The 13591-nt window shown below is 71.4% G+C and carries 9 protein-coding genes; 4 read left to right on the top strand and 5 right to left on the bottom strand.

The features are described 5' to 3' along the window. Positions 1 to 7: 7 nt before the first annotated feature. Entirely contained in the window at positions 8 to 1576 is a 1569-nt protein-coding gene (locus ACWD4U_RS04885; protein WP_363449990.1) for an MDR family MFS transporter, read from the bottom strand. Between the two features lie 105 nt (positions 1577 to 1681). Continuing rightward, on the bottom strand, positions 1682 to 2146 hold the full coding sequence (locus ACWD4U_RS04880; protein ID WP_363449992.1) for a MarR family winged helix-turn-helix transcriptional regulator: 465 nt from the start codon (positions 2144 to 2146) through the stop codon (positions 1682 to 1684). A gap of 108 nt (positions 2147 to 2254) precedes the next feature. Between ACWD4U_RS04880 and ACWD4U_RS04875 the strand changes: the two genes are divergently transcribed. Then, entirely contained in the window at positions 2255 to 3289 is a 1035-nt protein-coding gene (locus tag ACWD4U_RS04875) for an ABC-2 transporter permease (protein WP_363449994.1), read from the top strand. A gap of 7 nt (positions 3290 to 3296) precedes the next feature. Here ACWD4U_RS04875 and ACWD4U_RS04870 read toward each other — a convergent pair whose 3' ends face one another. From ACWD4U_RS04870 to ACWD4U_RS04860, 3 genes are all read right to left on the bottom strand, one after another. Continuing rightward, on the bottom strand, positions 3297 to 3830 hold the full coding sequence (locus tag ACWD4U_RS04870; protein WP_363449996.1) for a GtrA family protein: 534 nt from the start codon (positions 3828 to 3830) through the stop codon (positions 3297 to 3299). A gap of 76 nt (positions 3831 to 3906) precedes the next feature. Beyond that, positions 3907 to 6303, bottom strand: coding sequence for an endopeptidase La (gene lon, locus ACWD4U_RS04865; protein ID WP_363449998.1), 2397 nt, complete (start codon positions 6301 to 6303; stop codon positions 3907 to 3909). Between the two features lie 195 nt (positions 6304 to 6498). Then, on the bottom strand, positions 6499 to 7212 hold the full coding sequence (locus ACWD4U_RS04860) for a rhomboid-like protein (RefSeq protein WP_363450000.1): 714 nt from the start codon (positions 7210 to 7212) through the stop codon (positions 6499 to 6501). A 397-nt stretch (positions 7213 to 7609) separates the two neighbouring features. Here ACWD4U_RS04860 and ACWD4U_RS04855 point away from each other — a divergent pair, with 397 nt between their 5' ends. From ACWD4U_RS04855 to ACWD4U_RS04845, 3 genes are all read left to right on the top strand, one after another. After that, positions 7610 to 8320: a response regulator transcription factor gene (locus tag ACWD4U_RS04855; protein ID WP_363450002.1), complete on the top strand. Its 711-nt coding sequence runs from the start codon at positions 7610 to 7612 to the stop codon at positions 8318 to 8320. A 79-nt stretch (positions 8321 to 8399) separates the two neighbouring features. Further along, positions 8400 to 9539, top strand: a complete 1140-nt coding sequence (locus tag ACWD4U_RS04850; protein ID WP_363450004.1) for a HAMP domain-containing sensor histidine kinase — start codon at positions 8400 to 8402, stop codon at positions 9537 to 9539. Between the two features lie 300 nt (positions 9540 to 9839). Further along, positions 9840 to 13571, top strand: coding sequence for a multifunctional oxoglutarate decarboxylase/oxoglutarate dehydrogenase thiamine pyrophosphate-binding subunit/dihydrolipoyllysine-residue succinyltransferase subunit (locus ACWD4U_RS04845; RefSeq protein ID WP_363450006.1), 3732 nt, complete (start codon positions 9840 to 9842; stop codon positions 13569 to 13571). The last annotated feature ends 20 nt before the right edge of the window (positions 13572 to 13591 follow it).

Here is a 13591-nt window from a genome sequence, read left to right as displayed (position 1 = left end):
CGCGCGCTCAGTCGGCGACCAGCTCCGCGGCCTTGGGGGCGTCCGCGGTCGCGGCCCGCTCGTCGGCGGCGGTGCGCAGCGGCACCTCGCGGATGAACAGCACCAGCAGGAAGCCGACCACCGCGAACGGGGCGGCGACCAGGAAGACCGTGCCCACGCCGTGGCCGAAGGCGTCGGTGACCAGCGGGACGATCCGCGCGGGCAGCTTGTGCAGGTCGGGGATGCCGTCGCCGCCGGCCCCGGCGGCCGGCAGACCGGCCTTGGCGAAGTTCTCCGCCAGGTAGGAGGCGACCTTGTTGCCGAGCAGCGCGCCGAGCGCGGAGACGCCCATCGCGCCGCCCATGGTGCGGAAGAAGGTGACCACCGAGCTGGCCGCGCCGAGCTCGTGCCGCGGGACGGTGTTCTGCACCGCGAGCACCAGGTTCTGGCTGGTCAGGCCGAGGCCGACGCCGGCCACCGCCATGTAGAGCGCGAGCAGCGCGTAGGAGCTGTCGTCGCGGGCGGTGCCGAGCAGCGCGAGTCCGACCGCGAGCATCAGCGTGCCGCCGACCAGGAAGCCCTTCCAGCGGCCGTACTTGGTGATCAGGCGGCCGCCGATGGTGGAGGAGAGCGCCAGGCCGAGGATCATCGGCAGGGTGAGCAGGCCGGCCTGGGTGGGGGTCTTCTCCTTGGCGAGCTGGAAGTACTGGCCGAGGAAGGTGGTGGTGCCGTACATCCCGACGCCGACGAAGGCGCTGGCCAGCGCGGCCAGCGCGACGGTGCGGTGGCGGAACAGGTCGAGCGGGATCAGCGGCTCGGCGGCGCGCTTCTCCACCAGCACGAAGACCAGGGCGAGCAGCAGTCCGCCGCCGACCATGGCGGCCGTCTGCCAGGAGACCCAGGCGTAGTTCTTGCCGGCCAGCGAGATCCAGATCATCACCAGGCTGACCGCGGCGGTGATCAGCACCGCGCCGAGGTAGTCGATCTTCGGCTTGCGGACCGGCTGCTCGGGCAGCTTCAGGGTGCGCTGCAGCACCAGGACGGCGACCAGCGCGAACGGCACGCCGACGTAGAAGCACCAGCGCCAGCCGAGCCAGTCGGTGTCCACGATGACGCCGCCGATCAGCGGGCCGCCGATGGTGGCGAGCGCGAAGACCGCGCCGAAGTAGCCGCTGTACCGGCCGCGTTCGCGCGGCGGGACCATCGCGGCCAGGCAGATCTGGCCGAGCGCGATCACGCCGCCGGCGCCGATGCCCTGCAGCACCCGGCAGAAGATCAGCATGCCGATGGACTGCGAGAGGCCGGCCAGCGCCGAGGAGATCACGTAGATCACCATGGCGATCTGCACCAGCAGCTTCTTGCTGACCAGGTCGGAGAGCTTGCCCCAGAGCGGGGTCGCGGCGGTGATCGACAGCAGCGCCGCGGTCACCACCCAGGTGTACGCGGACTCGCCGCCGTGCAGGTCGGTGAGGATCCGCGGCAGTGCGTTGGAGACGACGGTCGAGGAGAGAACGGCCACGAACAGGCCGAGCAGCAGGCCCGAGAGGGCTTCGAGGACTTGTCGGTGGGACATCTGGGCCTGGGGAGTCGGCGGCATGGGGTTCCTTCGCCTGAAATTTCGTTGCCTGAAGCAACTATACGTCGATAGTTGACTAAGACAACTTTCTTCAAATTCAGGTAAAGGAATCCCCCGCGCCGCCCGTCAGACCCCCTCGGTCAGCTCGTTGAACCGCTCCAGCAGTTCGGCGAAGCGGCGCAACTCGGCCGGATCCCAGACCTCCAGGCGCGAGCGGAACCGGGCCATCCGCTCCGCCCGCGCACGGACGAACCGCTCCTCCCCCTCGGCGGTCAGCGAGACCAGCGAGGCCCGCCGGTCCAGCGGGTCGGTCTCCCGGCGCAGCAGCCCGAGCTCCTCGATCGCCTTGATCTGCCGGCTCACCGTCGCCTTGCCCACCCCGAAGTGCAGCCCGACGTCGGTCACCCGGGCCCGCCCGGCGTCGTGGATGAACCCGAGCAGCGCGTACGCCCCCGCCTCCAGCTCCGGGTGGACCAGCCGGGAGACCTCCGCCGCCCGCGCCCGACTGCGCCGGAACAGCGTCAACACCTCGCGCTCGACGTCCAGGAACGCCTGCTCGACGGGGGTCTGCACACCGGGGGCCTCGTTCATGGCGCTCAGTATCGCGCAGCTCGCGCCTCCCCCTCCCCGGAACTAGTTCATGTTATGAAGTATCCGTTTCGCCCGTATTGATCCACTCCTGGAGGGAGAGGCCCCGCCATGGCAGAGCCCGGAACGGGATTCGCGGCGGACCTTCGGGACGCGGTTACCCCGCGCGCGTTCCTGCTGGTCGTCGCCACCCTGCTGCTCCAGCTCGGCTTCATCACCTCGTACGTCGGCGCCCTGCACCACCCGACGCCGCACCAGCTCTCGATCGCCGTGGTCGCCCCCGAGCAGGTCGCCGGGAAGCTGACCGCCGCCCTGGAGGCCGTCCCGAACGACGCGGTACGCGCCTCCACCGCGCCCGACCAGGCCACCGCCGCGTCCCGGATCAAGGACCAGAAGATCTACGCGGCCTGGGTCGTCGACCCGACCGGCACCAAGGACGCCCTGCTGGTCGCCGACGCCCGCGGACCGGCCGCCGCCACCGCGGCCGAGGAGATCGTCGGCAAGCTGGCCGCCACCCAGGGCCGCACCATCGCCGTCGAGGACACCATCCCGCTGGCCGCGGGCGACGCGGAGGGGCTCTCCTCCTTCTACCTGGTGGTCGGCTGGTGCGTCGGCGGCTACCTGGTCGCCTCGATCCTCGGCATCAGCGCCGGCTCCCGGCCCGCCAACAGCGGCCGCGCGGTGCTCCGGCTCGGCACGCTGGCGCTCTACTCGGTCGCGGCCGGCCTCGGCGGCGCGCTGATCACCGGCCCGATCCTGGACGCGCTGCCCGGCTCGATCGCCGCCCTCACCGGCCTCGGCACCCTGGTGGTCTTCGCGGTCGGCGCCGTCACCATGGCGCTGGAGTGCCTGTTCGACGTGGTCGGCATCGGCCTGGCGGTGCTGGTCTTCGTGGTGCTGGGCAACCCCAGCGCGGGCGGCGTCTTCCCACCGCCGCTGCTGCCCGCGTTCTGGCGGGCGATCGGCCAGTGGATCCCGAACGGCGCCGGCACCTCGGCCGCCCGTTCCATCGCCTACCTGGACTCCACCAACCTGACGGTGCCGTTCCTGGTGCTGGCCGCCTGGGCGGTGATCGGCGTCGCGGTGACCTTCCTCGCCGTGGCGGGCGGCCCGCGGTTCGGCCGCCCGCTGCCCGGGGGGCGCTGACCGTCCGTCAGACCCGTTCCGGCTCCCGCCCGGGCCGCTCCGGCTCGGCGGGGGCCTCCCCCTCGGACAGCCGGGTGAAGACGAACCGGCTCATCGCCCAGAAGCGGAAGACCATCGCCACCAGCGTTCCGATGATCATGCCGCTGAGGAAGTCCGCGATCTCCTGGGTCAGATGGCTGACGTCCGGCGTCCGCAGGTCGAGGACGTACCGCGACAGCGCCAGCGGGATGTCGTTCACCAGCACCGCCAGCCCGCTGACCACGAAGAACAGCACCGCCTCGCGCTGCTTGCCGACCGCCCGGAAGGACCACTGCCGGTTCAGCACGTAGGAGATCACCGTGGTGACCACGGTGGCGATGGTCAGCGCCACCACCGGCTTGTTCTGGCAGACCGTCAGCTTCAGCCCGAAGTTGATCAGCATGGTCAGCAGGAAGCAGGTCCCCCCGACCATGAGGAACTTCACCAGCTTGCGGTGCTTCACCAGGAACGGGCGGTAGCGCTCCGGCACGGCGGCGAGCACCCGCTGCGTAAGGGACGGCATGCGGGCAGTCTGCCACGCGTCCCGAGCACGAACCACCACGGGCGCGGAGCTCGCCCGCGCCCGTGGTGGTTTCCGGTCAGGCCGCGGCGACCAGCACCTCGGCCGGCTCCAGGGCCAGCTTCAGCACCTCCCGCACGTCGGCCACCGGGTGGACCGTCAGCCGCTCCAGCACCTCGTCCGGGACGTCGTCCAGGTCCGGCTCGTTGCGCTTCGGGATGATCACCGTGGTGATCCCGGCCCGGTCGGCGGCCAGCAGCTTCTGCTTCACCCCGCCGATCGGCAGCACCCGCCCGGTCAGCGACACCTCACCGGTCATCGCCACGTCGGTGCGCACCTTGCGGCCGGACAGCAGCGAGGCCAGCGCCGTGGTCATGGTGATGCCCGCGCTCGGACCGTCCTTGGGCACCGCCCCGGCCGGCACGTGCAGGTGGATGCCCCGCTCGCGCAGCCCGGTCACCGGCAGCTCCAGCTCGGCGCCGCGCGAACGCAGGTAGGAGAGCGCGATGTGCGCCGACTCCTTCATCACGTCGCCCAGCTGGCCGGTCAGGGTCAGCCCGGTCGAGCCGGTCTCCGCGTCCGCCAGCGAGGCCTCGATGTAGAGGACGTCGCCGCCGGCCCCGGTGACCGCCAGCCCGGTCGCCACGCCGGGCACCGCGGTCCGGCGCTCGGACGGCTCCTGCGCCGCCTCCGGCACGTGGTGCGGCCGGCCGAGCAGCGCTCGCAGGTCGTCCGCCCCGATCGCGGCGGGCAGCTCGCGGCCGCCCAGCTCGGTCTGGGCCGCGACCTTCCGCAGGATGCGCGCGATCGACCGCTCCAGGTTCCGGACGCCCGCCTCCCGGGTGTACTCGGCGGCCAGCCGGCGCAGCGCCGCCTCGTCCACCGCGACCTGCTCCGCGCTCAGCCCGGCCTTCGCCAGCTGACGGGGCAGCAGGTGGTCACGGGCGATCGCGACCTTCTCGTCCTCGGTGTAGCCGTCCAGCCGCACCAGGTCCATCCGGTCCAGCAGCGGCTCCGGGATGGCCTCCAGCACGTTGGCGGTGGCCAGGAAGACCACGTCCGACAGGTCCAGCTCGACCTCCAGGTAGTGGTCCCGGAAGGTGTGGTTCTGCGCCGGGTCCAGCACCTCCAGCAGCGCCGCCGCCGGGTCGCCCCGGAAGTCCGAGCCGACCTTGTCGATCTCGTCCAGCAGCACCACCGGGTTCATCGACCCGGCCTCCTTGATCGCCCGGACGATCCGGCCCGGCAGCGCGCCCACGTACGTCCTGCGGTGGCCGCGGATCTCCGCCTCGTCCCGGACGCCGCCCAGCGACACCCGCACGAACGAGCGGCCCATCGCCCGCGCCACCGACTCGCCCAGCGAGGTCTTGCCCACGCCCGGCGGACCCACCAGCGCCAGTACCGCGCCCCCGCGCCGCCCGCCGATCTGCCCGAGCCCGAGGTCGGCCCGCCGCTTGCGCACCGCCAGGTACTCGACGATCCGGTCCTTCACGTCGTCCAGGCCGGTGTGGTCGGCGTCCAGCACCGCACGGGCGCCGGCGATGTCGTACGCGTCCTCGGAGCGGGTGCTCCACGGCAGCTCCAGCACGGTGTCCAGCCAGGTGCGGATCCACGACCCCTCCGGCGACTGGTCGCTGGAGCGCTCCAGCTTGTCGACCTCCTTGAGCGCCGCCTCGCGCACCTTCTCCGGCAGCTCGGCCGTCTCCACCCGCGCCCGGTAGTCGTCCTCCTCGGTGCCCGACTCGCCGTTCAGCTCGGCCAGCTCCTTGCGCACCGCCTCCAGCTGGCGCCGCAGCAGGAACTCCTTCTGCTGCTTCGCCACGCCCTCCTCGACGTCCTTGCGGATGGTGTCGTTGACCTCCTCCTCCGCCAGGTGGTCGCGCAGCAGGCTCAGCGCGTACTCCAACCGGGCCAGCCGGTCCGCCTCCAGCAGCACCTTCAGCTTCTGCTCGGCGGTCGCGAACGGCGCGTACCCGATGTTGTCGGCCAGCTCGCCGACGTCGTCGATCGCGGCCACCCGGTCGACGATCTGCCACGCCCCGCGCTTGCGCAGCCACTTCGTGGACAGCGCCTTGTACTCCTTGACCAGCTCGGCGGCCCGCCCGGCCACCGGCGTCCCCGGGTCCGACTCCCGGAACGGCGTGGTCTCCACCCACAGCGCCGCCCCCGGCCCGGTCGTCCCCGCGCCGATCCGCACCCGGCGCACCGCCCGCACCAGCGCCGCCGGGTCACCGTCCGCGAGCCGGCCCACCTGCTCGACCGTCGCCAACGTGCCTACCGCCGCGTACGACCCGTCCAGCCGCGGCACCAGCAGCACCTGCGGCTTCCCACCCCCGTTGCTACCCGCCCGGGCCGCCTCCACGGCAGCCCGCACCTCGGGATCCGAAAGCTCCAGCGGAACCACCATGCCGGGGAGCACCACTTCGTCGTCGAGCGGCAGCACGGGCAGGGTGAGCGGAGTGGACGTCGATGCCATGATCTCTCCCCAGTCAGTGAACTTGAGCTGACCTGACTAAGGTTTGGCGCCCGGGGATTGTTCCCCCGCCCGTGTTCACCGTCAGAGAACGCAGAAACCCCGCGCACCACAGGGGCGCTGGGGGTACCTCCCAGCCCCTCATGGGGCTGGGGGCGGAACTGCGCGAGGCGGAAGGCGCGCGTCTGAAAGATCGCGCTACGAAGACTCAGTTGCCAGCGATCGCGACCCCGCAGGAGCCAACGCCGGCTCGCGGAGCGCCCGTCGCGGCCCCCTCGGCCCCCGCCCTCGCAGCAGCGGCCACAGCGAGATGCCCACCGCCAGCGCCGCCGGGTGCCCGACCGAGGTCACCAGGTCCGGGTCCGACGCCACCTGGTGCGCGATCAGCGCCAGCCCCGCGCCGAGCGCGATGCCCCGCCCGGCGGGTCGCAGCAGCCCGGCCAGCGCGCCCAGCGAGGTGAGGACGCCGTAGCTCACCCCGATGTCCATCGCGTCCAGCAGCCCGGGCTCGGCCCGCCCGTCCGCGACCACCGCGACCACCACGCCCTGCGAGAGCAGCGTCGCGACGATGTGCCCCGCCGCGAAGACGCCGAGCGCGCGCAGCGCGCCGACCCGGCGCTCCAGGGGTGCGACGGTCAGCAGGAAGGCCCAGAAGTACGGCATCCACACCGGCCCGGCGACCCACAGCCCGGAGCCCACCAGCGAGAGCATCGGGTGGGCGAGCAGGTTGTGCGCGTCGGTCGAGGAGAGCGACTGCAGCCGGTGGACGGTGTCCGTGTCGCCGAAACGCGCGAACAGCGTGGTGCCCAGCAGCAGTGCGAGGTAACCGAGCGCGAACGGGTTCGCACGGGGGGTGGGGATCGCCCGCAGGCCGGGTCGAATCAGTCGTCGTCGCAGTTCCGCGCTGGTCATGGTGCCTCCCGAACGCCTGTCGTGCCCACGATACGGGTGCCGACTGAGAGGTGTCTGAGGAAGTCCTGTGAAGACCTCGCCCGCCGCACCTGCCGCTCGCACACGTACCGTTACAGCTCGGTAGTGCTGCGGGTAAGGTATCGGCCCGTGCCCGTCCGATCGGGAACCTGCCAAACACGGAGGCGGCGCGCGCAGGCGGTCCGTGACCGGAAATTCCTCCGGTCCGCCCGCCCTGGCGGCGACGGCGTCCGTACCCTGCGAGCAGGAGCATCGGCGGGCGGGGCACGGCCCACGACGGATGAAGACGACTACGAGCGGAGCCCGCTGTCCCCACAGGCAGCCGGCCCGCAGCCCTGGGGGCGGTGGCGTGACCGTGACAGAGATCCAGCAAGAGCCCATGAACAGCGGCCCGGTGGGCACCCAGCGACGGGTGCTCGTCGTGGAGGACGAGCCCACGATCGCCGAGTCCATCGCGGCCCGGCTGGGAGCCGAGGGCTTCAAGGTGGCGGTGGCCCACGACGGGCCGGGCGCGGTGGACGGCTTCCACACCTGGCAGCCGGACCTGGTGGTGCTCGACATCATGCTGCCGGGCTTCGACGGCCTCGAGGTGTGCCGTCGGATCCAGGCCCAGCGCCCGGTGCCGGTGCTGATGCTGACCGCCCGGGACGACGAGACCGACCTGCTGGTGGGTCTGGGCGTCGGTGCGGACGACTACATGACCAAGCCGTTCTCGATGCGCGAGCTGGCGGCCCGGGTGAACGTGCTGCTGCGCCGGGTGGAGCGCGCCCAGCAGGCGGCCCGCACCCCGGCGCTGGGCAGCCTGCGCTTCGGCGAGCTCGAGATCGACCACGTGCAGCGCCGGGTGCGGCTGGGCTCGGGCGACGTCCACCTGACGCCGACCGAGTTCGACCTGCTGGCCTGCCTGGCGGCGCAGCCGCGCGCGGTGCTGACCCGCGAGCAGCTGCTGGCCGAGGTGTGGGACTGGACCGACGCGTCCGGCACCCGCACCGTGGACAGCCACGTGAAGGCGCTGCGCCGCAAGATCGGTGCGAGCTGGATCCGCACGGTGCACGGCGTGGGCTACGCGCTGGAGGCACCGCTGTCCTGACCGGACGGCGCCGGTTCGGGCCTCCGGGGGGCCCGCGCGGCGTTCCGGTCGTTCACGGGGGACGAGTCCTAGGGACACCATGACCTTTCCACAGCAACGCAACGGGGAAGCCGAGCTCACCCCGCAGCCCCCGCTCGCGGTGCGCGCGGCGCGCCGGGTGTGGGCCGACATCCGCCCGTTCGACCCGGTGCGGTCGATCAAGGGCAAGCTGGCCCTGCTGGTGGTCGTCTCGGTGGTGCTGGCCACCGGCATGGTGGTGGTGGCTATCTGGTCGGAGACCCAGATCCGGGTCATCATGATCTTCTCGCTGATCGCCTCGCTGCTGTTCATGCAGTTCCTCGCGCACGGGCTGACCGCCCCGCTGCGGGACATGACGGCGGCGGCCCGGGCGATGGCCGAGGGCGACTACAGCGCCCGGGTCGAGGTCGCCTCGCGGGACGAGATCGGCGAGCTGGCCGACACCTTCAACCGGATGGCGGGCGACCTGGAGGCCGCCGACCGGCACCGCCGCGAGCTGATCGCCAACGTCTCGCACGAGCTGCGCACGCCGATCGCGGCGCTGCGCGGGGTGCTGGAGAACGTGGTGGACGGCGTGGTGAAGGCGGACCCGAAGACCCTGGGCACCGCCCTGGAGCAGACCGAGCGGTTGGGCCGCCTGGTCACCCACCTGCTGGACCTGTCGAAGCTGGACGACGGCGTGGTCCCGCTGGACACCCGCCCGTTCCTGGTGCGCCCGTTCCTGGACGGCGTGCTGCGCGGGGTGACGGTGGACGGCGCGGTGGCCGGCGGCGCGTACGCACGCCGCGAGGACGTCCGCCTGGCGCTGGACGTGCAGCCGGACCGGCTGACCGCGGTGGCGGACGAGGAGCGGCTGCACCAGGTGGTGGCCAACCTGGTGGACAACGCCTGCAAGCACTCGCCGGAGGGCGGCACGGTCACGGTGCGGGCCCGCGCGACCGACGACGGCGGCCTGCTGCTGGAGGTCGAGGACGAGGGCCCCGGCATCCCGCCGGCCGACCGCGAGCGGGTGTTCGAGCGGTTCGGGCGCAGCGGCTCGCCGACCGCGCTGGGCCCGGGCAGCGACGGCGGCACCGGGCTGGGGCTGGCGATCGCCCGCTGGGCGGTGGACCTGCACGGCGGCCGGATCCGGGTGGCGGAGGCGGCCGAGGGCTGCCGGATCGAGGTCACCCTGCCGGGTGAGAGCGCGGTTCCGGCATAGTTTGTCGCAGAACTGGTACAAACCGGGGCCGAACCGTTGTCGGACCGAGCCCGAAGGACCTGCCAAGTGGTCCAGACCATTGGTTTTGTCCGATTTTCGGCGACTATCAACCGGTATGGAAATGGGGTCAGTTCCCACCTTTCCGGCATCTCTAACGCTCAGATCAAGCCAAATTCCGACCCCTTGATGTGATCTGGGCGACGCCTGACCGCCGGGGACTGCGCGATCACTCGTCGGAGGCGTAGCCTTAATCCCCGCTGTCCACCATCCCAAAAGGAAGCGGAAGAGGGCGGTTGCCCCGTGTCGCCACACCAAGAAACCCCCAGCTCGGCAAGCTCCACTGGCTTCGGCCCCAATGAGTGGCTCGTCGACGAGATCTACCAGCAGTACCTCCAGGACCCGAGCTCGGTTGACCGGGCCTGGTGGGACTTTTTCGCCGACTACAAGCCCGGTACCGAGGTGACTTCAGTGACCCAGGCCGCAACCCCGGTCGGCGCCCCGCCGACCCCCGTTGCCGCTCCCGCTGCCGCTGCTCCGGCCGCGTCCGCCCCCGCTGCTCCGGCGCCCGCCGCACCCGCCCCGGTGGCCGCGCCCGCGCCGCTGCCGGCCGCGCCCGCCGCGCCGCCCGCGCCGAAGGCCGCCGCCCCGGCCGCGCCGAAGGCAGCCGAGGGTCCGGAGCTGGTCCAGCTGCGTGGCCCGGCCAAGGCCGTGGCCACCAACATGGACGCCTCGCTGGAGGTTCCGACCGCCACCTCGGTGCGCGCGGTGCCCGCCAAGCTGTTGATCGACAACCGCATCGTCATCAACAACCACCTGCAGCGCGCCCGCGGCGGCAAGGTCTCCTTCACCCACCTGATCGGCTACGCGCTGGTGCAGGCCGTGAAGGCCAACCCCGCGATGAACTACAGCTACAAGGTGGAGGACGGCAAGTCCTACCTGGTGAAGCCCGAGCACGTGAACCTGGGCCTCGCCATCGACCTGGTCAAGCCGAACGGCGAGCGCCAGCTGGTCGTCGCGGCCATCAAGAAGGCCGAGACCCTCGACTTCTTCGGCTTCTGGCAGGCCTACGAGGACATCGTCCGCCGGGCCCGCGCCAACAAGCTGACCATGGACGACTTCACCGGGGTCACGGTCTCGCTGACCAACCCCGGCGGCATCGGCACCGTGCACTCCGTGCCGCGCCTGATGCAGAACCAGGGCACCATCGTCGGCGTCGGCGCGATGGAGTACCCGGCCGAGTTCCAGGGCTCCTCCCAGGAGACGCTGGCCCGCCTGGGCATCTCCAAGATCATGACGCTGACCTCGACCTACGACCACCGCGTCATCCAGGGCGCGGCGTCGGGCGAGTTCCTGCGCTCGATCCACCAGCTGCTGCTGGGCTCGAACGACTTCTACGACGAGGTCTTCGAGTCCCTGCGGATCCCGTACGAGCCGGTGCGCTGGGCCACCGACGTGGCGACCACCCACGACGACGAGGTCAACAAGACCGCCCGCGTCATCGAGCTGATCCACTCCTACCGGGTCCGCGGCCACCTGATGGCCGACACCGACCCGCTGGAGTACAAGCAGCGCAAGCACCCCGACCTGGACGTCGTCCAGCACGGCCTCACGCTGTGGGACCTGGAGCGCGAGTTCGCGGTCGGCGGCTTCGGCGGCCAGAAGATGATGAAGCTCCGCGACATCCTCGGCCTGCTGCGCAACACCTACTGCCGCACCGTCGGCATCGAGTACATGCACATCCAGGACCCGGCGCAGCGCACCTGGCTGCAGGAGCGCCTGGAGAAGCCGTACACCAAGCCGGAGCGCGAGGAGCAGCTGCGCATCCTGCGCCGGCTGAACTCGGCCGAGGCGTTCGAGACCTTCCTGCAGACCAAGTACGTCGGGCAGAAGCGTTTCTCGCTGGAGGGCGGCGAGTCGCTCATCCCGCTGCTGGACGCCACCATCGACGCCGCCGCCGAGCACCGCCTCGACGAGGCCGTCATCGGCATGGCGCACCGCGGACGCCTGAACGTGCTGGCGAACATCGTCGGCAAGCCGTTCGGCAAGATCTTCGGCGAGTTCGAGGGCAACCTGGACCCGAAGTCGATGCACGGCTCCGGCGACGTGAAGTACCACCTGGGCTCCGAGGGCACCTTCACCGGCCTGGACGGCGAGACCATCAAGGTGTCGCTGGCCGCCAACCCCTCGCACCTGGAGACCGTGGACCCGGTCGTCGAGGGCATCGCCCGCGCCAAGCAGGACATCCTGGACTTCGGCGGCACGACCTTCCCGGTGCTGCCGATCCAGATCCACGGCGACGCGGCCTTCGCGGGCCAGGGCGTGGTCGCGGAGACCCTGAACATGTCGCAGCTGCGCGGCTACCGCACCGGCGGCACCGTGCACATCGTGGTCAACAACCAGGTCGGCTTCACCGCCGCCCCGACCTCCTCGCGCTCGTCGATGTACTGCACCGACGTGGCCCGGATGATCGAGGCGCCGATCTTCCACGTGAACGGCGACGACCCGGAGGCCGTGGTCCGCGTGGCCCGCCTGGCCTTCGAGTTCCGCGAGCAGTTCCACAAGGACGTCGTGATCGACCTCATCTGCTACCGCCGCCGCGGTCACAACGAGGCCGACAACCCGTCGTTCACCCAGCCGCTGATGTACGACCTGATCGACAAGAAGCGCTCGGTGCGCAAGCTCTACACCGAGGCGCTGATCGGTCGCGGCGACATCACCATGGAAGAGGCGGAGCAGGCGCTCCAGGACTTCCAGGGACAGCTGGAGAAGGTCTTCGCCGAGGTCCGCGAGGCCGCCACCGCTCCGGTCGGCGCCGCCAACGGCAAGCCGGTCGCCGACTTCCCGGTCTCCATCCAGACCGGCATCTCCGAGGAGATGGTCAAGCGGATCGCCGCCTCGCAGGTCAACCTGCCGGACTGGCTGACCGTCCACCCGCGCCTGCTGCCGCAGCTGCAGCGCCGCGCCGCCTCGGTCGAGGACAACACCATCGACTGGGCGATGGGCGAGACCCTCGCCATCGGCTCGCTGCTGATGGAGGGTCACCCGGTCCGCCTGGCCGGCCAGGACTCCCGCCGCGGCACCTTCGGCCAGCGCCACGCGGTGCTGATCGACCGCAACAGCGGCGAGGACTACACCCCGCTGCTGTACCTGACCGAGGACCAGGCCCGCTACACCGTCTACGACAGCCTGCTGTCGGAGTACGCGGCGATGGGCTTCGAGTACGGCTACTCGCTGACCCGCCCGAACGCGCTGGTCATGTGGGAGGCGCAGTTCGGCGACTTCGTCAACGGCGCGCAGACCATGGTGGACGAGTACATCGCGTCCGCCGAGCAGAAGTGGGGCCAGCACTCCGGCGTCACCCTGCTGCTGCCGCACGGCATGGAGGGCCAGGGCCCGGACCACTCGTCCGCCCGCCCGGAGCGCTTCCTGCAGCTGTGCGCGCAGGACAACATGACGGTCGCGATGCCGACCCTGCCGTCGAACTACTTCCACCTGCTGCGCTGGCAGGCGCACAACCCGCACCACAAGCCGCTCATCGTCTTCACCCCGAAGTCGATGCTGCGTCTGAAGGCCGCGGCGTCCGCCACCAGCGAGTTCCTCTCCGGCGGCTTCCGCCCGGTGATCGGCGACTCGACGGTGGACCCGGCGCAGGTGCGCAAGGTGGTCATCACCTCCGGCAAGTTCTACTACGACCTGGAGGCGGCCCGGACCGAGCGCGGCGTCACCGACACCGCGATCGTCCGCGTCGAGCGCCTGTACCCGCTGCCGGTGGCCGAGCTCCAGGAGGAGCTGAGCCGCTACGGCGAGGGCGTCCAGTTCATCTGGGCGCAGGAGGAGCCGGCGAACCAGGGTGCCTGGCCGTTCATCGCGATGAACCTGGTCGACCACCTGCAGGTCGTCATCGGCCGCTCCGCCAACGGCGCCCGGCTGCGCCGCGTCGCCCGCCCGGCCTCCTCGGCCCCGGCGGTCGGCTCGGCCAAGCGGCACGCCGCGGAGCAGCAGGCGCTGCTCGACGAGGTCTACGCGATCTGACACCCCCCTTCGACCGGAGA

The sequence above is a fragment of the Kitasatospora sp. NPDC002522 genome (genome assembly GCF_053595195.1).
This window is presented reverse-complemented; position numbering and strand designations above follow the sequence as displayed.

What these genes read in the sequence shown, in the direction of transcription:
- ACWD4U_RS04885 (WP_363449990.1), bottom strand. Translation starts at nt 1,576, where the DNA reads ATGCCGCCGACTCCCCAGGCCCAGATGTCCCACCGACAAGTCCTCGAA.
- ACWD4U_RS04880 (WP_363449992.1), bottom strand. Translation starts at nt 2,146, where the DNA reads ATGAACGAGGCCCCCGGTGTGCAGACCCCCGTCGAGCAGGCGTTCCTG.
- ACWD4U_RS04875 (WP_363449994.1), top strand. Translation starts at nt 2,255, where the DNA reads ATGGCAGAGCCCGGAACGGGATTCGCGGCGGACCTTCGGGACGCGGTT.
- ACWD4U_RS04870 (WP_363449996.1), bottom strand. Translation starts at nt 3,830, where the DNA reads ATGCCGTCCCTTACGCAGCGGGTGCTCGCCGCCGTGCCGGAGCGCTAC.
- lon (WP_363449998.1), bottom strand. Translation starts at nt 6,303, where the DNA reads ATGGCATCGACGTCCACTCCGCTCACCCTGCCCGTGCTGCCGCTCGAC.
- ACWD4U_RS04860 (WP_363450000.1), bottom strand. Translation starts at nt 7,212, where the DNA reads ATGACCAGCGCGGAACTGCGACGACGACTGATTCGACCCGGCCTGCGG.
- ACWD4U_RS04855 (WP_363450002.1), top strand. Translation starts at nt 7,610, where the DNA reads ATGAACAGCGGCCCGGTGGGCACCCAGCGACGGGTGCTCGTCGTGGAG.
- ACWD4U_RS04850 (WP_363450004.1), top strand. Translation starts at nt 8,400, where the DNA reads ATGACCTTTCCACAGCAACGCAACGGGGAAGCCGAGCTCACCCCGCAG.